We start from the raw sequence: 20,653 nt of genomic DNA, 5'->3' as shown, positions 1-20,653 counted from the left end.
CACCAAAGCCTTTGATCAGGCGGCGTCACTCGCGCGGTTGCTGGCCAGAACTTCGCGCTTGCCTGCATGGTTGGGCGCGGAAATGACGCCTTCTTCTTCCAACCGATCAATCAGGCCTGCAGCCTTGTTGTAACCGATCTTCAGGCGGCGCTGAAGATAAGAGGTCGAGGCCCGCTGATCGCGCACAACAATAGCGATGGCCTGGGCGTAGAGATCATCTTCCTCATCGCCCGTGCTGGTACCGAGCATGGCGTCCATCACAGCAGAGCCGGTGGAGCCGTCATCCGGCGATTCGAGAATGTCCATGACATAGTCCGGCTCGCCCTGGTCACGAAGCCATTCGACCACACTGCCGACTTCCTCATCAGATACGAACGGACCATGCAGACGCTGGGATTTCTTACCTGGGGCCTGATACAACAGGTCACCCATGCCAAGCAGCTGTTCCGCACCCTGTTCGCCCAGGATCGTCCGGGAGTCGATCTTGGTGGTGACCATATAAGAAATCCGTGTCGGGAAGTTCGCCTTGATCGTGCCTGTGATCACGTCAACCGATGGACGCTGCGTGGCGGTGATCAGGTGGATGCCGGCCGCACGAGCCATCTGGGCCAAGCGTTGCACGCAGCTTTCGATCTCCTTGCCGGCAACCATCATCAGGTCTGCCATCTCGTCGATCACAACCACGATGTTCGGAATATGGTCCGTTGGCAGCATTTCCGTCTCATAGGTCGGCTTGCCGCGCTCATCATAGCCGGTCTGTACCTTGCGGGTCAGGGTCTCGCCATTATTGCGATACTTGGCGGCCTTGTCATTGAAGCCTGCCAGGTTACGCACGCCTGCCTTGGACATCAGCTCATAACGACTTTCCATCTCGCGGACAGTCCATTGCAGCGCATTCACCGCCTTCTTCGGATCGGTCACAACCGGTGCCAGCAGGTGCGGAATGCCTTCATAGATGGAGAGTTCCAGCATCTTCGGGTCGATCATGATGAAGCGGCACTGTTCCGGCGTGTGACGATAGATCAGGGACAGGATCATCGCGTTCACGCCGACCGACTTACCAGAGCCCGTCGTACCGGCGATCAGCAGGTGAGGCATCTTTGCGAGATCAACAACATTCGGCACGCCGCCAATGTCCTCACCGAGCGCCATGGGCAGGCTGGCGCGGGTGCCAACATAGGCCTCCGATTGCAGCAATGTGCGCAGGAACACCGTGTCGCGGTCTTCGTTCGGCAGTTCGATACCGATCGCGTTCTTGCCAGGCACAACCGCAACACGGGCAGAGATGGCGCTCATGGAGCGAGCGATATCGTCTGCGAGCGAGATCACGCGGGAAGATTTGACACCCGGAGCCGGCTCCATTTCGAACAGGGTGATCACCGGGCCGGGGCGCACTTCCTTGATGCGTCCACGCACGCCGAATTCCTTTAACACTTCGGTCAGGCGCGCCGCCTTTTGCAGTAGGGCGTCTTCGTCAACCGTGTCGCCGCGCTCTTCCGGCATTTGCAGAAGGTCAATGGACGGGAGCCGACTGGAGGAGCGTCGGCGGTCATTCTTGGTGACTTTCGGACGGGAAGCCTGACGGGAATTCGTCATCGGCAGAGCGAAGCGCGGCGGACGCATATCTTCGACTTCGTCTTCCTCATCATCCTCATAGTCATCTTCGAGCAACGTTTCGTCTTCCTCGAAATCATCCTCATCGTCTTCATAGTCGTCGACATAGCTGTCATCTTCTTCATAGCTGTCATCGGTCTTGATGACGCGGGCGCGATCGTCAGTATCCTCTTCTTCGAGGTAGTCCTCTGCCACTTTGCGGCGTGGAAGGATTGCGCCGATGACGGAGATCAGGAAGCCGCCGACCCCCGTGGCCTGACGGGCCGCACGGCGACCGGAATTGGTCGCGGCCTGTTTCAGGAGGTGGGCGTCATCGCGGCGGAAGCCGAGCGCGGACAAGGCCGTCCAGGCAGCCAGGATGCCCAGCAGCACGCCAGCCCAGACATTGGGTGACGGCAGCAAAAGCGCGCGGAAGGGCATGGAGGCATAATAGAAAAGGGCATCCCCAACGATACCACCCAGCCCGGCAGAGAGCGGCCAGCTCTGTGGCACCGGCCAGGCCGCAAAGAAGGCCGCAGACAGCGGCACGAACATCAGGCCCATCAGCCAGCGACGAACGCGCGGTGCACCAATCAGAACCGTGCGCATGGCGCCGCCGATCATCAGCGCCAGACCTGCAGTCCAGGCCGACCAGCCAAGTGTCTGACGGGAAAAGTCCGCAAAGATAGCCCCTGCCCCGCCAAACAAATTCTGGACATCGGATTCAGTGGCAACATTCCAGCTGGGGTCGCTCGGCACATAAGAGCCAACACTACCGCAGATAAACACCCCCAGACCGAAGGCGGCCGCCCCCGTCAGAATCCGCCAAACCGGATCGCTGACACTCGGGCTATCGTCATCGGTATATACATAATCTGTCATGGGGGGACGCCAGGCTCCATCTGTGTTGTCTGGGAACCTGCACCCTGCCTCAACACGCTTAACGCCCGGCAAACGCCGAAAAAGGATTTGCAGCGGCTTTGTTAACTTCTGGGAAGCCATCAATTGCTGCAGAAAGCAGCATTTCTACCTCAAGCAATAGCCGTTCCAAAACGTCGTTTCCGAACATGTATTCCCTGTAATCTCCGGAACTACGGGGCTTTCTGGCTATTGGTCAGGCAAGACAGTAGTTCAAGAGGAGACACCAAAATGAGACGCACACTGATCATTCCAGCGACCATCGCCCTGTTAACGGGTATGTCCGCGACCGCACAAGAAAATAACACAAGCAGCACAGAAATTAACGCCTCCGCTGCTGTCACAGCGACAGAAAATGAAGAGGCGCTTGATGATCTGGAGGTTGATGAACTGAACGCGGTTCAGCTTCAGGCCCTGGAAAAACCGGAAGCCTATGCTGAAAACGCCGAAAAGGTGATTGTCGAGGTGACGGAGGATAGCGAGGAGACGCCTGCGGAAGCCGAGGTGATGGCAGACGCCGATATGACGGTGACCACTCAATCAGAAGAAACCATGGCCTCCGCCGAGGTGAATTCAGAAGAAATGGATTCCGAAACAAGCGAAGTCTATGCCTCTGACGAAATGGACACCCCGCCAAGCGAGATGATCGAATCTGACACGACAATGACGGCGGATGTTGAATCGCCAGAGATGGACGTCGATGTCGCAATGACGGCAGACGCAGACGTGGATGAGGATGTTACCGCTGTGGGCGGACCGGAATATGCCTCCGAAATTGATGCCATGAGTGATCTGGCCATGCAGGGCACGATCGGCGAACTGGCCGCAGAAGACCCGCGCTTCACCACGCTTGTCACACTGGTTCAACAGGCTGGTCTGGCTGACAAGCTGAATGCCGACGGCGAATGGACGGTCTTTGCGCCGACCAATGCGGCCTTTGACAAGCTGGACCCGGAAACCCTGGCCAAGCTGAAATCCGGTGAAGCCAATGACAAGCTGGCGATGATCCTGAAAGCCCATGTCGTGGAAGGCGAAATCATGAGCGGGGACATTGCGGAAGGCGACACGACCGTCACGACCTTGGCCAACACCAATCTGGTGGTTGAGAAAGAAGGCGACAGCGTGAAAGCGGATCAGTCTGCAGTCATCGGCGCTGACATTGTTGCCTCCAATGGTGTGATCCATGCCGTTGATACGGTGATCATTCCTGAAGACGAACCAGAGCAGCAATAATCGCGCCGCTGCCTGTTTGGGGCCGGTCCAACCACACCTACGGCCCTGAATAGAGAAAGCCCCGGCAGATAACTCTGCCGGGGCTTTCCTTTTGGGAGATACGAAGCTGGCTTAGCCGTTCGTGAATTCCGGATAGGCTTCGAGGCCGATTTCTGCCTTGTCGAGACCCATTTCCTCTTCTTCCGCGCTCGGGCGCAGGCCCAGCGTGAATTTGAGGGCGAACCAGATGGCGCTGGAGGCTGCCATGACGAACACCCCCGTCAGGACGACACCGACGAGCTGACCCAGGTAGCTGACCTGCATCTCTCCCTCAACTTCGACCGGCATGATGTGGTTGCCGTAAGACGCTGCGACGACCATCGTGCCCCAGATACCGCACACAAGGTGGGCCGGGATGGCGCCGACGACATCGTCGATTTTCAGCTTGTCGAGCAGCGGAACGGTCACGACAACCAGGACACCGCCAACAGCACCGATCAGGACAGACGCGCCCATGGACGGAGCCAGCGGCTCAGCCGTGATGGAGACGAGACCGCCAATCGCACCGTTGAAGACCATGGTTGCGTCGATCTTGCCTTTGTAGAGCAGGGCCGTGGTGACCATGGCCGCCATCACGCCGCCAGCCGCAGCCAGGTTTGTGTTGGCGAAGATCTGACTGACAGAGTTGATGTCAGCAGCTGTGCCAGCAGCGAGCTGGGAGGCACCATTGAAGCCGAACCAGCCAAACCACAGGATGAATGTACCGAGTGCAGCGAGCGGGATGTTGTTGCCCGGCATCGGGTTCACCTGCTTGCCGAAATACTTGCCGATCCGCGGGCCGATGATCAGGGCACCCGCGAGCGCCGCCCAGCCACCGGTGGAGTGCACCAGCGTAGAACCTGCAAAGTCAGAGAAGGCCCATTCAGAGTCGAGGTAGCCGCCGCCCCACTCCCAGGATGCCACGATCGGATAGATGAACGCGGTGAGGAAAGCCGTGAAGATCAGGAACGGCCAGATTTTGACGCGCTCGGCAATCGTACCGGAGACGATGGACGCTGCCGTTGCAACAAAGACCATCTGGAAGAACCAGTCGGAAGCCGGTGCGTAGCCTGCATCGCTTTCAACGCTGAGGTCGCCGCCGTTCCACAGTCCAGGCGTCGTGCCGAGAAGGCCGCCAAGCGTCGTCGCGCCCGGATAAGCCATGTTGTAGCCGACAATCCAGAACATGAGGCCGGCAACGGAGTAGAGGGCCACGTTCTTGGTAGACTGCATGGCCGCGTTCTTGGACCGGACAAGGCCCGCTTCCAGCATGCAGAACCCGGCGGCCATGAACATTACGATGATGCCGCCGATCAGGAACAGGTAGCTGTTATCAACATATGCCGAAGCACTGCCTGTAACAGTTTCTTCCAGTGCCGCGAGGCGTGATTCCAAATCTGCTTCCTGGGCGTAGGCTGCTGCCCCCACCATCAGTGCGGCTGGCAACAGCGCCGCGCCGCGTATCCAGTTGTTTAGTTTATGGCCCATCTGGCCCCTCCTTCGTCATCAAGACTTCAGAGCGTGGGACCCCCCGCGCTCTCCCAGAACCGATATGATTGCGCCCACGCAGGAAAGTCGCACGGGCTGCGTGTGTGACAGGTTTTTCTCACCCCGCATGGTCAAAGCATGGGCAGCGTTGCGGCCAATCGCCCAAATCTGCGTCATCGCTAGACGCATGCCCGGACGTGGATTACCTAAGGGGCATGAAAACACCTCATGCAGAGTCTGACCGTAAGTATGACCTTGCCGTCGTAGGGGCAGGGCCAGTTGGAACATCGCTCGCCATCCTGGCGGCGCAGCGCGGCTTTTCAGTTGTGCTGATAGATGCCCGCAATCCGGACATCACGCCCCGTCCGGATACGAGGACATTTGCGATTGTGCGCGGCAGCTGGCGATTGCTGGGCGCGACAGGCGCAACAGCGGATCTTATGGAGCTGATCGAGCCCCTGAATGGCCTGGAAGCCATTGATGGCGGCACACACGTGTTTGGCCGCCCTTCTGTATTGTTTACAAATGAAGACTTGCCGGAAGACGATGATGGAGAGCCGCTTGGCCAGATGGTTCCGGCCGGCGCCTTGCAGGCTTCGCTGGACAAGCTCTGCGCCGAAACAGACAGCCTAACCTGGCTGCGCAACACGCTGTTTGAACGCATGGAGACACATGCCGCAGGGGCAACCCTGACCTTGAGCGAAGGCCGCACGATTGAAGCCGGACTCGTCGCTGCCTGTGATGGCATGAAGTCTGCCGTGCGCGGCGATGCAGGCATCAAGACCGAAGGACATGACTACAAACAGTCCGTTTTTGCCGCCAATGTGCAGCTCAGCAGCCCTCACCACGGTGTCGCGCGGCAATTGTTCACACCAGAAGGCCCGTTCGCCACGCTGCCGATGCCTGACAATCAGGCAAATCTTGCCTGGTACATGAAACGCGGCGCAGCCGAGGCTCTGGCTGAATTACCGGTCGAGGATATCGAGGCCGAGCTAAATGGACGCTTTGCTGATTTTGCCGGCCCGATGAAGATTGTCGGGCCTGTTTCCGCCTATCCGTTGGTGATGCAGCTTGCGACCCGTATGGTGGGCCCGCGCACGGCGCTGTTGGGTGATTCTGCCCACCGCATCAATCCGCTGGCCGGGCAGGGACTGAATTTGGGCATCAAGGATGTCGGCGCTCTAATCGATGTGATGTGCGAAGCGCGTGATACGGGCCTGGATCCGGGATCTGATGTGATGCTGGAGAAATACGAAAAGTGGCGCCGCTTCGATGCTGCCGCCTCTGCCATGTTCATGGATGGTGTGGACCGGGCCTTCTCGAATGACAGCGCCCTTCTGAAGCCTTTTCGCGGACTTGCCCTGACGGCGGCCAACAAGATTGGGCCGCTGCGCCGCGCCATGGCCCGTCAGGCAAGCGCCGATCAGACCCATCAGCCGAGCCTGATGCGCTAGGCCCCGACCGTATCACCCACTGCAAGCTGTCTCAGCTGGCCCCAGGTATAGAGGCCGGAATTGTGGCCATCGGAAAAATGAATGCGCACAGCGTAGCGCCCGACCGGATCTGCACCTGTGACGCTGATGTCTGCCGGAACAGGTGCTTGGGGCGGAGGTGGCCCCCCGCCATGCCCGCGCACTTCAGCGGACGGGCTTTCCTTGCGAAGGGTCACATAGGGAATAGTACCCGCGGCGCCGTCATCGAACTGAACAGCCAGTTCCGCGGCTGACTTGCGAAAGGCCAAACGGGTCGGCCAGGGTGCGGCGCTCATTCAGACGGCCCTTTCTCAGACGCAGCCATATCCAGATCGCGCGCTTCTTCCGCCAGCATGATCGGGATACCGTTGCGGATCGGATAGGCGAGGCGCGCCTTGGGAGAGATTAACTCATTCGCGGCGCGGTCATAAGTCAGCCCCTGACGGGTGACCGGACAAATCAGCACTTCCAGAAGGCGCGGATCGACACCAGACGTATTGTCACGTGGGAGGTCTTTTTCGTCCGTCATCGGATATCCTATTGCAGCGTGCCGCCATTGGAGCCGGACACATCCATTTCCAGAAGCGTGATGAGCGTTTCCGCGCGATCTTTCAAGGTCTGCGCCTCAACCAGCGCCTGCTTTTCAATGACGGAGAACGGACAGCCCGAGCAGAGCGCATTGATCAGCGTTTCCAAGGGCGCCTCCTCAACCGCAAGCCAGTCGGTCGCCATGCCATTGGCATCTGTATACTCTCGCAACGCCCGGACCAGCTTTTGCCTATCCGGCATCGAAGACGGCGCGACCTCATAAAGGTCATCCTCATAAGGCGACCATTCTGCCACTACCTGACGGTAAGGCGTTGTAACAGACAGCTCTTCCTTCACATCAAAGCGGGCAACGCCCGTCAGCGTAATCAGGTAGCGGCCATCGCCTGTCTCTGACCATGCCGTGATCCGGCCGGCACAGCCAGTATGGGCAAGATGGGGGCGTGATTTTGGCCCGCCCATGCTCTGAATCATGCCGATGACGCGCTCTTCCTGCATGACATCGTCAATCATGTTCAGATAGCGCGGTTCAAATATGTTCAGCGGCAGCTGCCATCTCGGGAACAGCAGCGCACCGGGCAAGGGAAAGACCGGCAGCTCAGTTGGCAGGTCTGACATTGTCCTGATGGGGTGCTGGCTCATCGCCTGACTGTCTCGCTTGTTGAATTTATTACGTGAGACAGATGTGGGGCGATTACGGGATCAGGCAAACATAAGGGAGGCGAGACGGCGGCGACCGTCCACTGTGGCCGGGTCTGTTGCTCCTGCCGCTTCGAACACCTGAAGCAGTTTTTCCTTCGCCTTGCCTTCTTCCCAGTTGAGATTCTTGCCAAGGATGATCAGTAGATGATCGACGGCATCAGCGTATCGACCGGCGGCGGCATATTTCTCTGCCAGGTCAAAGCGCAGGGCATGATCGTCAGGATTGGCCAGAACAGCGGAGAGGGCTTCCTCGAATTCATCCGGAGAGCCGGCGTCTTCCATCATTTCCAGCGCTGTGAGCACACCTTTTACGGCATGATCATTGCGCTTGTCTTCCGGCACCATGTCCAGGGTCGCCCTGGCCCGTTCTGCATCCCCATTGGCAAGGTAGCAGCGTGCAAGACCCGCAATCGCCGTCACGTTTTCCGGATCTTCCTGAATGATGGCGGCATAGATCTGCGCGGCAGTCCCCGCATCGCCTGCCTGGCTGGCGGCTTCGGCCTGTGCCAGCGCTTCAGCGATCATCTGGCCGGCATCCGTGCCGCTGACCAGCTTGTCGATAAACGCATTGATCTGGCTTTCCGGCAGCGCGCCCATGAAGCCATCGACCGGGCGGCCCTTGTCAAAGGCATACACGGCCGGGATGGAGCGCACGCCAAGCTGGCCCGCATAGGCCGGGTTCTCGTCAATATTGATCTTGACCAGTTTGACCTGGCCCTTGCGGTCCTCGACGGCCTTTTCAATGATCGGGCCCAACGTACGGCACGGCCCGCACCAGGGGGCCCAGAAATCCACGATCACAGGCTGTTCCTGGGATGCCTCTACAACATCCGCCATGAAATCCTGATCGTTTGTGTCCTTGGTGTAGAGGGAGGCCATGTCGGTCATTGTGTGTATTCCTTGACTGTCTGGGGCGAAGATGGGCCTCTGCCCTGCCTTTCGCAAGCGTTTCCCCTGAAACCTTACTTCATGAACAGCGTTCATGCTCCGCTCATGCCAAATGCCGCAACCTGTGAAGCTGAACACTGCCCAACGAAAAGCGGCCAAAATACCTTTTTACTGCCCTGTTTCGGAAGGACTAAGGCCCTTAAATACGAAGCCGTGGTCAACGAACAAGGAGACCTGACCCATGTTGAATTTCCTGGCAACGCTTGGCGCCGTCACGGCCATCGCGACCAGCCCGATCGCGCTGGCCCTGCAATCGCCTGCCCCTGCCGTCCCGGCGGCGCAGACCGCCGAGAAGAAAGCGCTCACCGATGCGCAAAAGCAGACCCTGCTGAAGCGAGCCTCTGCAGCACTGGCCAAGGTGAAGACCGCAACCGGCACGTTCCAGCAATTGTCCCCGGACATGAGCGTCACCACCGGCCGGTTTGCCCTGTCACGCCCCGGCAAGATGCGGTTTGACTATGACGCGCCGACCCCGCTGCTTATGGTCAGCGACGGCACTACCGTCGCCTTGCAAGATTCAGAACTGGAAACGACGGATCGTGTGCCGCTGGGCACCACACCGCTCGCCCTACTGCTGGACGACAAGATCGACCTTGCCAGCGAAGCAGACATTCTGGATGTCACGCAGGCAAATGGCCATGTCGAAATCACGCTGCGGGACAAGTCCGGCGAGATGGATGGCACGCTGACGCTTCAGATGCGCGAGTCCGATATGGAGTTGACCGGCTGGCGCACATTGGATTCAGGCAACAACATCACCTCGGTTCAGCTGAGCAATGTGGAATATGGCAAACGCCTCAATCCGCGCCTGTTCGTTCTGAAGGATCTTAATGAAAACTGAGGCAATCAAGGTGGGCGCGACAAGCGCCCACCGTCATTTCCGACACACGCAAGAACATAACGTATATTTTACTTGAAAATATTTCTGGGAGTGACATCTTTGCAACTGTCGACGGTATGAAGACCCCGCGCAGCAGCCGACCCCCCGCTGTGAACCATCATACTGTCACCGCCGGAGCCTTCCCCTCCCGGCGAGACGTTGGAAACTCGCGTCAGGCGCGCCCGAACTTCCCCGCGTTCGGGCGCGTTGACGTTTTGGGAAACACTGCTACGCAGCTTTCATGTCAAAACCTCTCAAGATCGTCAGCTGGAACATCAACTCTGTCCGGCTTCGTGCACCCAATGTTGCTGCCTTCGTTGCCGCCGAGCAGCCGGATGTTATCTGCCTTCAGGAAACCAAGTGCCAAGATGGCGAATTTCCGGAAAAGGCCTTCCGCGAAATGGGACTGCCGCATCTGGTCCTGAATGGGCAAAAAGGCGGCCATCATGGTGTGGCCATCGCCTCTCGCCTGCCCATTGAACGGATTGAGGCGCCAGACCTCTGCCGACACGGCCATTCGCGTGTCATCGCCGGGAAAGTCGCAGGCGTTGAGGTGCACAATATTTACTTGCCCGCTGGCGGAGACGAACCGGACCCCGCCATCAATGACAAGTTCGCCCACAAGCTGGACTTTCTGGAGCGCCTCGGCCCGGCCTACAAGAAACAGTCGACAACGCCGCGCGTACTGGTCGGTGATCTGAACGTCGCACCGCACGAGAATGATGTTTGGTCTCACAAGCAGCTATTGAAGATCGTCTCCCATACGCCGGAAGAGACCGAGCGGCTGGAAAACTCCCGCAAACAGGCGGAGTTTGCGGACATCGGCCGCCTGTCAGTAGATGACAAACAGAAGCTCTACACATGGTGGAGCTACCGCGCGAAGGACTGGGCAAAAAGCAATCGTGGCCGACGGCTGGACCATATCTGGGTGAATCCTGCGGCTCTGCCGGATACGGACGTCAGCAGCTACAAGATCCATCTTGGCTGGCGCGGTGGATGGAAACCTTCCGACCATGCCCCGATCAGTGTAGTGCTCAATACGTGACGCCCATTCGCCTTTTCCTGCTTGTTGCCTTCACGTTCTCATGGACGTGTTTTGGCGTGTTGTACGGATTGGGTGGATTTAACGGTGCAGGCATTTACGCAGGGGGGCTGGTCACACTGGCCATGTTCGGGCCTGCTATTGGGGCCCTGGTGTGCGCCTATCTTTATGACAGGGGTCACCGAGCGAGGACTTTGGGCCTGAGAGTTGAAAGCTGGAAGCGGTTTTTCCTGTGGCTGCCCTATGCCTGGATGATGCCATGCATACTCGCGGCGCTCTCAGTTGTACTGTGCCTGCTCGTGATGGGCGCTGCCCCGGCCGATCCTGCGCAGAAACTGGCCGATGCCGTGGAGGCCACAGGAACACCCCTGCCGATGCCCGCTGACATGCTGTTTTGGATTCAGATCGGCGTGGGCGTTCCCATCGGCATCCTGATCAACACACTGGCTTTGACCTTTAGCGAGGAACTCGGCTGGCGCGGCTGGCTGCAACCGCGGCTGGCGCATCTTGGCTTCTGGAAGATGAGCGCTCTGATCGGCCTGATCTGGGGCCTCTGGCATGCACCAATCATCCTGATGGGCTTCAATTATCCGGGACTGGGCTGGGGCGGCGTCCTCGCAATGTGCGTCTTCTGCATGCTGATAACGCCCTACCTCTCACTGCTGCGTGAGCGCGGGGCAGGCGCATGGGGCGCAGGTGCCTTTCATGGCAGTATCAACGCCGTGGCGGGTGCGTCGCTCTTGTGGATGCCCTCTGTTGAGTGGCCACATATGGGACTGTTGGGCCTGGAAGGCTTTGCGCTGGTATTGGCCGGATGGGCCGGTATCTGGTTTTACCGCCGCGCACGCCCTGTTTCAGGCATGGCTGATCAGGGCTGCAGGCGATAACCACCAGCATCCGTCAGCAAGAGGCGTGCATTGGCCGGGTCCGGCTCCACCTTCTGCCGCAGGCGGTAGATATGCGTCTCCAGCGTGTGCGTTGTAACGGTGGCATTATAGCCCCAGACCTCTGACAACAGCTCATCCCGCGCAACCGGCTTGCCCTGCGCGCGGTAGAGATATTTCAGGATATTGGTTTCCTTTTCCGTCAAACGCACCTTGCGCCCTTCTTGCGTGATCAACAGCTTCATGGCCGGGCGAAAATCATAGGGCCCGATCTGGAAGGTCGCATCCTCAGACTGTTCGAAGCTGCGTAGATGTGCGCGCACCCGTGCCAGAAGGACGGAGAATTTGAATGGCTTGGTCACATAATCATTGGCACCGGATTCCAGGCCGAGGATCGTGTCTGCATCGCCATCCTGCCCGGTCAGCATGATGACCGGCGTGCGCACACCTTTCTGGCGCATCTGCTTACAGGCTTCGCGGCCATCCATGTCCGGCATGTCAACATCCAGCAGGATCAAATCTATCCGCTCGGCCAAGGCAGTGGCTATGCCCTCATGTGCATTTTCAGCCTGCAGGGTTTCAAAGCCTTCGTGGAGCTCAAACTGTTCGGCCAAGGCCTCGCGCAGGTCTGGATCATCATCCACCAGCAGGATTGTCTTCTTGCCTGTCATGCGGGTCTCCTTCTCTGCGGGATCACACCGCATCTTGTCGCGTCCGCCAGATGCCATAAGAGTTCCCAAAATGGGCAATCACAAGTCTGGGAGCAAGATGTGAGCATGAAGTTCACGGCGCGTCCAAATGGCAAATTCTCCGGTCCGGGATTTACGGCGCGCTGCGTGCTAGGCAAGGGCGGCGTTGTCGTGGCCGGCCAGAAGCGCGAAGGCGACGGCGCTTCACCGGCTGGTAGCTGGCCCATCCGCCGTGTCTTCTATCGGCCTGACAGGGTTGCCCCACCCAAAACAGCGCTCGAAAAAGTGCCCCTGACGCCAGACGATGGCTGGTGCGATGAAGCACACCATCCGCTCTACAATCTGTTCGTGTCACTGCCTTTCAAACACAGCCATGAGAAGCTGTGGCGGGACGATCATGTCTATGACGTGATTGTCGAGCTTGGCTACAATGACGACCCGATCGTGCCAGGGCATGGCAGCGCCATTTTCATGCATATCGCCCAGCCGGACTTTCGGCCCACCGAGGGCTGCATCGCGATGGAAAAGGAAGACCTGCTCGCGGCGCTGGAAATGATGACACCCGACACGCTGATCGAGATCAGCTTCTAGGCGCTATAGTCCCGCGCGCCAAACAAGGCCGAACCAACCCGCACATGTGTCGCGCCAAACCGCGCACCGAGGTCATAGTCTGCGCTCATCCCCATGGAGAGCTGGTTGAGCCCCAGCTTGTCGGCGAGCTTAGCCAGCAGCGCGAAATGCGGGCCTGCAGGCTCCTCAACCGGGGGGATGCACATCAGGCCGACAACATTCAGGCCGTGCTCACGGGCTGTTGCCAGCAAATCCTCAACACCGTCCGGACTCACCCCCGCCTTTTGCGGCTCTTCCCCGGTGTTTACCTGAATCAGATAGGTGCGCTTCAGGCCGGTTTTCTCTTCCGCCTTGGCAAGTTCGCGGCAGAGCTTTGCCCGGTCGATCGTCTCGATCACGTCAAACAGCCGGACAGCGTCTTCGGACTTGTTGGACTGCAGGGGTCCAATCAGGCGCAGCTCCAGATCCGGAATACTCTCGCGGCGGGCTTCCCAATGCTCATAGGCTTCCTGAACGCGGTTTTCCCCGAAGACGCGCTGTCCATCCAACAGGATTGCCTCTAGCGCCTCATCCGGCTGTGTTTTGGTGACAGCCACCAGAACCGGCGGCGTTTCCGAAATATCGGAAAGCTCATCCAGGATCGCGCGGCGACGCTTGGCAATTTCGGTAATATCCGTATCAGTCATGCTGATGGCGCAGAAACCCCAATATGGCGAAAGACGCAAGCTGATCTCTGCGGCAAGACGTGCCATGCGGCATCTGCCAGCGGGGCTTCCACCTGCGTTGTTCCTGACAGATCCCAAGCGTACACCGGACCCTCTCCCCGTGGCTGAGCAGCTGCCGCAGGGATGGGGCATCATTTATCGCCATTATGGCGCCGCGGACCGTGCATGGCAGGCAACACAGCTGGTAGAGATTGCCAATCGGCGCGGCCTGGACCTGCTGATCGCGGCGGACCCGAAGCTTGCAATGCAAGTTGGGGCAGCCGGTGTGCACTGGCCCTTTGCGCAGCTGGCCACAGCCCGGAAATGGCGAACGCGGTTTAAGCTGATGACTGTCAGTGCGCATGGGGGCAGGGAATTGCGGCGCCTGGATGCGAACACGTTTGATGCCGCACTGGTTTCGGCCGTGTTTCCATCCAACAGCCCCTCAGCCAGCAGCCCCCTGGGTGCGCATACGCTGCGCGCACTGTCAGGCCACACCCCCTTGCCGCTCTACGCGCTGGGCGGGCTGAACGCACAAACAGCCAGCAGCATAAGCAATGCGGCAGGCCTGGCCGCGATTGAGGGAATTGTGGACGCGTTTGAGCGCTAGAATTTAAACGCGGATTTGAGGCGGATGCCAGCTTCGACTTCTCGGGATTCCCAAGTGGATTTGTCATCCAGCTTGTCGGCTCCGACGCTGACTTCACCCCCAACGGAGAAACGCGGCGTGATCAGGAAGGTGGCACCGGCCTGCATTTCTTCACGCGGAAGCGGTGTCAACCCCGGACGGGATACCTTGTCGAGGCTGAAGCGGAGCCGCTTGTCGCCACCGAACTGCATGGAGAAATCCTGCGTCGGTTCTGCCTGCCAGACCGGCTTGCTGTCGGCTGGCTTCGGCTGGGCAAACTGACGATACCATTCAGACTGAGCAGATTCGGTTTCCGAAAGGGTCGGCGCTTTGACCTCAATCGAAGGTGCAGGCATGGCGTCTTGCGCTGTCGCCGGCATGGCCAGCGCAGCGAACAAAATCCCTGCCGTGATAGCGAAGCTGAGCTTCATAATAAACGCACCTCTGTAGTCAGAATAGTCAAAGGGCCGGGTAAATAGAAGATTAACATTCCAACAAGGTTGAGATTCTAATTCGATAGTGTGATTTCTATCACAATCCCATCGAGCGAATTGCCTGTTTGCACACCAGCTGATGCGGGAATCGGGACAAAATCCAGATCGGTTTCACGATAACCGAGCGAGCCTTTTACATGATCGCCGAACTCGCGCGCCACCCCTACACTCCAGACTTTTCCATCCAAATTGGTGAGATTGTCTTCACCCTCTCCATACTCTGCACCTAGAAGATAGTTCCCGACCTTCCTGGTCAGGCCCAGAGTCCAGGCATCATAATCTCCTTGAGATGCCATTCCGTTGTCAGAGTTTAGGTAAGACGCGCCGAAACTAAAGTCCTGATATTCAAGAGAACCGCCGAGCGACCAAGTTGATACGCGGTCATAGCTTGCTGCGGCATAGGCAGGAACATCCACCTCGGCTGTGCTCGCCGCCACCGAGGCACGTACACGCACACCGCTCTGGCGCAGAAGGTGAGAGAAATTCACAGCGCCTTCCGCAGCATTTTTGAGGGTTACCGGGGCCGTGCTGGGCAAATTGCGGTCCGCATCCCGGTCCATGCCACGCACAGCGACGCGCGGCGTAAAGCTGAGCCCGGCGCGAAAGCCGATCAGGCGCGGGGTCGTATAGGTCAGCTTGGCAGAAGGGCCGGTCAAATCATGACGGGTCGTTATGACGTCCGTGCCGCTGGGGTCCAACGTCTGCGCGCCAATGGCCACCGTGTTGAAAATGGAAGGCGACCCCTCCCGAAAGCGCAGCGCGACACCAGCATCGCGCCCAAGGCGGAGTTCGCCATAGCCGCCATTGGCATAGACATAGGCCTGCTCCAGTTGCAGGCGCGCATCTTCATTCTCCGCCGGAATGCCGGTGGCGAGACCAGTAAAGGCACCCTGCAAACCAAAACCGCTGCCTTCTGTTCCATTCGGAACACCGCTGAAGCCTGCGCGCGCGGGATGATCGCGCTGCACTTCCAGCCTGCCAGCTGCGCCAATCTCCACACCATTGTCCAGAATGCGATTGCGCGAGGTATCCAACCAGAAGCGATACAGCACAGGTTCGTCCGCATGCGTTGCCCCAAGCAGGGTTGTGCCAATTTCGGTTTTGGTTTCCCAGACCTGCCAGTCATCTTCCCATTGGGCAGACGCGATGGGGGCCAAAGCCGGGCTGAGGGCAAGGCAGATCAGGGCATATCTCATTCAGTCACTCCTGGGGTGATGACACGCAGATCAGCACTGGCGAGCCTGTACACCCCTTGTTATACAAACGCGCGTCAACAAGGTCTTGCTTTCGGGAACTTTCTTCATGATCAAATTTGTCTTCTCTGCGGCAGTGGCCGGAATGCTGTTGGTTTCTGGCTGCCAGTCCAGGTCAGTCGCCAACACAGAACAAAAAGTTGCACAGCAGAATATTGGCAGTGTGAATCCGTATCTATGGCGCGCGGCCCTCGATACATTTGATGATCTTCCCGTAAAGTCGGCCGATCCCATCGGCGGTCTTATCGTTTATGACTGGAAAACCTTCGATAAAGCTCCGGGGGAGCGCATCAAAGCAACCGTCTATATTCTCGATACACGCCTACGCGCTGACGGCGTGAAGGTTTCCGTTTTCCGTCAGACGAATGAAAATGGTGAATGGGTGGATGCCCCGGTCGATCCGGTGACAGGTGTCCAGCTGGAAAACAAAATCCTCGAACGCGCTCGTATTCTGAAGAATTCACAATTGGGATAGAGTCCTCAGGGGCACTCTTTTCATCCGGAAAGGTCTAGGGGCATGGCGACCCGTTACGATCCGCAAACAGCGGAAGAAAAATGGCGTGCAGCTTGGGACAAGGCTGCGCTGTTCGAAGCGAAATCACCTGCCGAGGCGGGTGATGCCCCTAAGGCTTATGTGCTGGAGATGTTCCCTTATCCTTCGGGGCGTCTGCACATGGGCCATGTACGTAATTATGCGATGGGCGACGTAGTTGCCCGTTACAAGCGCGCCAAAGGCTACAATGTACTTCACCCGATGGGTTGGGACGCGTTTGGCATGCCCGCAGAGAATGCTGCGATGGAGCGAAACGTCCATCCAGGCGAATGGACCTATCAGAACATCGCCGCCATGAAAGCGCAGTTCATGAAGCTCGGCCTGTCTCTGGACTGGAGTCGGGAGTTCGCAACCTGCGATCCGGAATATTATGGCGACCAGCAGGCCCTGTTCCTGAAATTTCTGGAAAAGGGCCTTGTCTATCGCAAAGCCTCCAAGGTGAATTGGGACCCGGTCGACAATACGGTGCTGGCTAATGAGCAGGTGATTGATGGCCGTGGCTGGCGCTCTGGTGCTCTGGTGGAACAGCGTGAGCTGACCCAGTGGTTCTTCAGGATCACAAATTATGCCGAAGACCTTCTGGAAGAAGTGCAGAAGCTGGAGCGCTGGCCTGAAAAGGTCCGCACCATGCAGGCGAACTGGATCGGACGGTCAGAAGGCCTGCAGATGCGGTTCGAGTTCGCAAGCGATGCCCCGACAGGCTATGCTGATGGCTTGGAGATCTTCACGACGCGGCCCGACACGCTGTTCGGCGCGAGCTTTGTGGCCCTGTCACCTGATCACCCGCTGACCATCAAGCTGGCCGAGCACTCGGAAGAGCTGAAAGCCTTCCGCGCAAAATGTGCGCAGATCGGCACCAGCGAGGAAGCCATCGAGAAGGCAGACAAGCTGGGCTTCAACACCGGCCTTACTGTGAAGCATCCCTTCGATGAGTCCATCACCCTGCCGGTCTGGGTCGCGAATTTTGTGCTGATGGGATACGGCACCGGCGCGATTTTCGCCTGCCCGGCCCATGACCAGCGCGATATGGACTTTGCCCGCAAGTACGACCTGCCGGTAAAACCTGTCGTATTGCCGCCAAATACAGACGGTCAGACCTTTAATGTTGATACAGAGGCCTATACCGGCCCCGGCACGATCTTCAATTCCGGCTTCCTGAATGGCCTGTCTATTGAAGACGCCAAGCGCGGGGCGATTGAGAAAATCGAATCCATGGGCCTTGGCGAAGGCACGGTGAACTACCGCTTGCGTGACTGGGGGGTTTCCCGTCAGCGCTACTGGGGCTGCCCGATCCCGGTCATACATTGCGACAGTTGCGGAATTATGCCGGTGCCGGAGACAGACCTGCCGGTCAGACTTCCGGAGGATGTCAGCTTTGATAAACCGGGCAATCCGCTGGAGCGTCACCCAAGTTGGAAGCATGTCGACTGCCCGACATGCGGATCCGCTGCACGCCGCGAAACCGATACACTCGACACATTCGTCGATAGCTCCTGGTACTACTCCCGCTTTGCAAGCGTGAGAGACCTGGAAGAGCGCGCCTACTGGATGCCGGTTGACCAATATGTCGGCGGGGTTGAGCACGCTGTGCTGCACCTGCTGTATTCGCGCTTCTTTGCCCGAGCCATGCGCGATGTCGGACTGCTGGACCTGCCGAGTGGAGAGCCTTTCGCAGGTCTGTTCACGCAAGGTATGGTGACGCACGAGACCTACAAATCTGCTGCCGGCAAATGGTTGCAACCGTCGGAAGTCCAGAAGGACGGAGACATCTGGATCGAAACCGCAACGGGCGCCATCGCCACGCCGGGACCAATCGAGAAGATGTCCAAATCAAAGAAGAACACGGTCGACCCCGACGCCATTATTGCGCAGTTCGGTGCAGACGTGGCCCGCTGGTTCGTGCTGTCTGACTCTCCGCCGGAGCGCGATGTCGAGTGGACGCAGGCCGGTGTAGAAGGCGCAGCGCGCTTCGCCCAACGCTTGTGGAGCGTCTTTGACAACCTGCCTGAGGATGCCACCGTGCAGCCTGGTGATGATGCCGACTCCCTTGACCTTCGCAAGGTGAGCCACAAGGCTGTCGCCGCCATCGACAAGGCGATTGAAGAATTCCGTTTCAACAGCGCAGTGGCCACAATCCATGAATGGGTCAGCGCGCTCAAGAAGGCGGAATCTGCTGGAGACGCCATTCTGGGCGCGCGACAGGAAGGGGCTTCCATGCTGGCCCGCTGCCTGACACCTTTCATGCCGCATCTGGCTGAAACCTGTTGGGAGCGTCTCGGCAAGGAAGGATTTGTTTCCGCAGCCGACTGGCCTATAGTCGACAGCTCCCTGACAGTTGATGACAGTGTGACAATGGCTGTTCAGGTGAATGGCAAGCGCCGCGCGGAAATCACCGTACCCAAGGCAATGAGCAAGGATGACGTTGAGGCTCTGGCCCTGTCTCAGAAGGAAGTAACCAGTTTCATTGAAGGCAAGTCCGTGAAGAAAACCATTGTCGTTCCCGGCCGCATCGTGAATATCGTGGTGGCATGAAATATCTTCTCGCCATCTTAGCTTTCGCCCTGATTTCCGGCTGCGGCTTCCGGCCTGTTTACGCAACGGGTTCCAATGCAAACTATGCGAGCGGCATGATTACCGTACCCCCGATTGCAGGCCGGTCCGGCTACATGCTGCGCCGGGCGTTGCAAGAAGAACTGGCAATCGGCCTGCCCAATGTGACCGAGCCAGCTACGCTGAGAGTGGAAGTTGATGAAAACCTCACGCGTTTGACCTTCAAACCGGATGGCGCAGCCTCACGCTCAAGCGTTGTTGCCAATGCCCGCTACACGCTCTCCCGTGAAAGCGGATCGTTGAGTGGTAGATCATCCAGTGAAGTCAATTTTGCCGTTCCAGATAGTCCCTATGGAGATATCTCCGCTCAGAAAGGGGCTTCCGATCGTGCCATGCGTCTTCTCGCCAAGCGTATCGTCGATGATCTACGTCTTGAACTTGTTGAAGACTGATGCTGCTGAAGGGCAAACAGGCCGCTGATTTTGCCCGTAAGCCCAAGCCGTCAATCTGGGCTGTGCTTGCATTCGGGGAAGATGAGGGGCTGGCCTCTGATGCCGCTCTCAGCCTGATCAGGGCCTGGACGCCGAAATCCGGAACCATGGATGTTACCCCTCTGGATGATGATTCCATTCGGAAAGACCCATCCCTGTTGTTCGATGGTTTGGAGGCTGTGTCTCTTCTGGGCGATCCGCGTGTCATTCGCGTGCGGACCAATGGCGACAAGATCGCCGCACTACTTATCGAAGCCATCCAGAAAGGCGACTCTCAGGAAGGCTTTTATTCCGCCCGTCTCATCATCGAAGCCGGCAGCTTGCAAAAGCGCTCAAAGATCCGCGCTGCTGCCGAAGCCGCCAAACTGACCGCATGCCTGCAATTGTTCGCAGATGAAGCTGGCGACATTGAAGGCCGGGTGAAGTCTGTTCTGGCCGAAGCGAACATCGAGATTCAACCGGATGCGCTCAACCTGTTTGTGGGTGACCTGCCAGGCCATAGAAATCTGGCAAATGCGGAGATCGAAAAGCTTTCGCTCTACGCACTGAACCTCGGCCGTCCGATCAATGTCAGCGACATTCGCGCCCTCTCGGCAACGGATATTGATCACAATCTGTCGGCTGCAATCCGTGCCACACTGAATGGCCAGCCTGCTGCCGTACATGCAGCGCTGGACCGGTTGGCTGTTGCCGGCACAAGTGGCATCTCCATTCTCCGGTCCCTGCAATTCGAAACGGTGCGTATGCTGGACGCGCACTCAAAAATGGCGGCGGGCAATTCCAATCCCGGCATGAAACTGCGCCCGCCCGTCTGGCAGAATGACTGGCCGGCCTTCAATGCCCGTCTGCGCAAATGGCCAGCCAAGCGTCTTATGCGGATCATGGAACGGATCTATGAAGCCGAGCAGCAGGCAAAGTCCAGCTCCGGAAGTGCCGATCCTGTTGTACGTGTACTGATGAATGAGATCGCTCGCGCAGCTGAAATGGTTGGCTAGAC

Annotated in this window: 22 protein-coding genes; 11 read left to right on the top strand and 11 right to left on the bottom strand. The window is 58.4% G+C overall.

Features of this window, described 5'->3' with window-relative positions:
- Positions 1 to 15 precede the first annotated feature (15 nt).
- The gene (locus tag HY2_RS07435; RefSeq protein WP_034826239.1) at positions 16 to 2,475 is read right to left on the bottom strand and encodes a DNA translocase FtsK; all 2,460 of its coding nucleotides are present in this window, start codon (positions 2,473 to 2,475) and stop codon (positions 16 to 18) included.
- A gap of 58 nt (positions 2,476 to 2,533) precedes the next feature.
- Positions 2,534 to 2,662, bottom strand: a complete 129-nt coding sequence (locus tag HY2_RS17780) for a hypothetical protein (RefSeq protein ID WP_267895817.1) — start codon at positions 2,660 to 2,662, stop codon at positions 2,534 to 2,536.
- 80 nt (positions 2,663 to 2,742) lie between these two features.
- Here HY2_RS17780 and HY2_RS16755 point away from each other — a divergent pair, with 80 nt between their 5' ends.
- Positions 2,743 to 3,744, top strand: coding sequence for a fasciclin domain-containing protein (locus tag HY2_RS16755; protein ID WP_051594827.1), 1,002 nt, complete (start codon positions 2,743 to 2,745; stop codon positions 3,742 to 3,744).
- A 111-nt stretch (positions 3,745 to 3,855) separates the two neighbouring features.
- On the opposite strand, the gene amt is transcribed toward HY2_RS16755, so the two are convergent.
- On the bottom strand, positions 3,856 to 5,250 hold the full coding sequence (gene amt, locus HY2_RS07425) for an ammonium transporter (protein ID WP_034826238.1): 1,395 nt from the start codon (positions 5,248 to 5,250) through the stop codon (positions 3,856 to 3,858).
- 215 nt (positions 5,251 to 5,465) lie between these two features.
- Here amt and HY2_RS07420 point away from each other — a divergent pair, with 215 nt between their 5' ends.
- Positions 5,466 to 6,704, top strand: a complete 1,239-nt coding sequence (locus tag HY2_RS07420) for an FAD-dependent monooxygenase (protein WP_034826237.1) — start codon at positions 5,466 to 5,468, stop codon at positions 6,702 to 6,704.
- Here the strand turns inward: HY2_RS07420 and HY2_RS07415 are convergent.
- From HY2_RS07415 to trxA, 4 genes are all read right to left on the bottom strand, one after another.
- Complete coding sequence (locus HY2_RS07415) at positions 6,701 to 7,018, bottom strand: gamma-butyrobetaine hydroxylase-like domain-containing protein (protein WP_034826236.1); 318 nt, start codon at positions 7,016 to 7,018, stop codon at positions 6,701 to 6,703. The two genes, HY2_RS07420 and HY2_RS07415, sit on opposite strands and share 4 nt — an antisense overlap.
- Positions 7,015 to 7,251, bottom strand: coding sequence for a Trm112 family protein (locus HY2_RS07410; protein WP_034826235.1), 237 nt, complete (start codon positions 7,249 to 7,251; stop codon positions 7,015 to 7,017). Before HY2_RS07410 ends, HY2_RS07415 begins: the two co-directional genes overlap by 4 nt.
- A gap of 8 nt (positions 7,252 to 7,259) precedes the next feature.
- Positions 7,260 to 7,886 (bottom strand): LON peptidase substrate-binding domain-containing protein, encoded by a 627-nt coding sequence (locus HY2_RS07405; RefSeq protein ID WP_233346146.1) that lies wholly within the window; start codon positions 7,884 to 7,886, stop codon positions 7,260 to 7,262.
- Between the two features lie 84 nt (positions 7,887 to 7,970).
- Positions 7,971 to 8,858 carry a thioredoxin gene (trxA, locus tag HY2_RS07400; protein WP_034826231.1) on the bottom strand — a complete coding sequence of 296 codons (888 nt, stop codon included), beginning with the start codon at positions 8,856 to 8,858 and terminating at the stop codon, positions 7,971 to 7,973.
- Positions 8,859 to 9,099: 241 nt separating this feature from the next.
- On the opposite strand from trxA, the gene HY2_RS07395 reads away from it, so the two are divergent.
- The 3 genes from HY2_RS07395 (at position 9,100) to HY2_RS07385 (ending at position 11,727) form a co-directional block, all read left to right on the top strand.
- Entirely contained in the window at positions 9,100 to 9,759 is a 660-nt protein-coding gene (locus tag HY2_RS07395) for a LolA family protein (RefSeq protein ID WP_034826229.1), read from the top strand.
- 280 nt (positions 9,760 to 10,039) lie between these two features.
- The gene (locus tag HY2_RS07390) at positions 10,040 to 10,843 is read left to right on the top strand and encodes an exodeoxyribonuclease III (RefSeq protein WP_034826227.1); all 804 of its coding nucleotides are present in this window, start codon (positions 10,040 to 10,042) and stop codon (positions 10,841 to 10,843) included.
- Positions 10,840 to 11,727: a CPBP family intramembrane glutamic endopeptidase gene (locus HY2_RS07385; protein ID WP_034826225.1), complete on the top strand. Its 888-nt coding sequence runs from the start codon at positions 10,840 to 10,842 to the stop codon at positions 11,725 to 11,727. The genes HY2_RS07390 and HY2_RS07385 overlap by 4 nt, the downstream gene beginning before the upstream one ends.
- Here HY2_RS07385 and HY2_RS07380 read toward each other — a convergent pair.
- Positions 11,709 to 12,395, bottom strand: coding sequence for a response regulator transcription factor (locus tag HY2_RS07380; RefSeq protein ID WP_034826223.1), 687 nt, complete (start codon positions 12,393 to 12,395; stop codon positions 11,709 to 11,711). The two genes, HY2_RS07385 and HY2_RS07380, sit on opposite strands and share 19 nt — an antisense overlap.
- Before the next feature lie 105 nt (positions 12,396 to 12,500).
- Here HY2_RS07380 and HY2_RS07375 point away from each other — a divergent pair, with 105 nt between their 5' ends.
- On the top strand, positions 12,501 to 13,004 hold the full coding sequence (locus HY2_RS07375) for a L,D-transpeptidase family protein (protein ID WP_034826222.1): 504 nt from the start codon (positions 12,501 to 12,503) through the stop codon (positions 13,002 to 13,004).
- On the opposite strand, the gene HY2_RS07370 is transcribed toward HY2_RS07375, so the two are convergent.
- Positions 13,001 to 13,669 carry a YggS family pyridoxal phosphate-dependent enzyme gene (locus HY2_RS07370; protein ID WP_034826261.1) on the bottom strand — a complete coding sequence of 223 codons (669 nt, stop codon included), beginning with the start codon at positions 13,667 to 13,669 and terminating at the stop codon, positions 13,001 to 13,003. The two genes, HY2_RS07375 and HY2_RS07370, sit on opposite strands and share 4 nt — an antisense overlap.
- Before the next feature lie 4 nt (positions 13,670 to 13,673).
- Here HY2_RS07370 and HY2_RS07365 point away from each other — a divergent pair, with 4 nt between their 5' ends.
- Positions 13,674 to 14,297 (top strand): thiamine phosphate synthase, encoded by a 624-nt coding sequence (locus tag HY2_RS07365; protein WP_158535292.1) that lies wholly within the window; start codon positions 13,674 to 13,676, stop codon positions 14,295 to 14,297.
- Here the strand turns inward: HY2_RS07365 and HY2_RS07360 are convergent.
- A complete protein-coding gene (locus HY2_RS07360; protein WP_034826218.1) occupies positions 14,294 to 14,746 on the bottom strand; it encodes an NtrZ family periplasmic regulatory protein in 453 nt (150 codons plus the stop codon). The two genes, HY2_RS07365 and HY2_RS07360, sit on opposite strands and share 4 nt — an antisense overlap.
- A 77-nt stretch (positions 14,747 to 14,823) precedes the next feature.
- Positions 14,824 to 16,005, bottom strand: a complete 1,182-nt coding sequence (locus HY2_RS07355) for a porin (protein ID WP_034826216.1) — start codon at positions 16,003 to 16,005, stop codon at positions 14,824 to 14,826.
- Positions 16,006 to 16,111: 106 nt separating this feature from the next.
- Between HY2_RS07355 and HY2_RS07350 the strand changes: the two genes are divergently transcribed.
- Genes HY2_RS07350 through holA form a run of 4 tightly spaced genes read left to right on the top strand, consistent with a single transcriptional unit; the run spans position 16,112 to position 20,651 of the window.
- Positions 16,112 to 16,537, top strand: a complete 426-nt coding sequence (locus HY2_RS07350; protein WP_034826214.1) for a DUF3576 domain-containing protein — start codon at positions 16,112 to 16,114, stop codon at positions 16,535 to 16,537.
- A gap of 42 nt (positions 16,538 to 16,579) precedes the next feature.
- The gene (gene leuS / locus HY2_RS07345; RefSeq protein ID WP_034826213.1) at positions 16,580 to 19,147 is read left to right on the top strand and encodes a leucine--tRNA ligase; all 2,568 of its coding nucleotides are present in this window, start codon (positions 16,580 to 16,582) and stop codon (positions 19,145 to 19,147) included.
- The gene (gene lptE, locus HY2_RS07340) at positions 19,144 to 19,617 is read left to right on the top strand and encodes an LPS assembly lipoprotein LptE (protein WP_034826211.1); all 474 of its coding nucleotides are present in this window, start codon (positions 19,144 to 19,146) and stop codon (positions 19,615 to 19,617) included. Before leuS ends, lptE begins: the two co-directional genes overlap by 4 nt.
- Complete coding sequence (holA, locus tag HY2_RS07335) at positions 19,617 to 20,651, top strand: DNA polymerase III subunit delta (protein WP_034826209.1); 1,035 nt, start codon at positions 19,617 to 19,619, stop codon at positions 20,649 to 20,651. The genes lptE and holA overlap by 1 nt, the downstream gene beginning before the upstream one ends.
- Positions 20,652 to 20,653 lie beyond the last annotated feature (2 nt).

This window comes from Hyphomonas pacifica (assembly GCF_000682675.1).
Classification (GTDB): Bacteria; Pseudomonadota; Alphaproteobacteria; order Caulobacterales; family Hyphomonadaceae; genus Hyphomonas; species Hyphomonas pacifica.
Note: the sequence above shows the minus strand (reverse complement) of the source record. Positions and strands in the feature narration are given on the sequence as shown.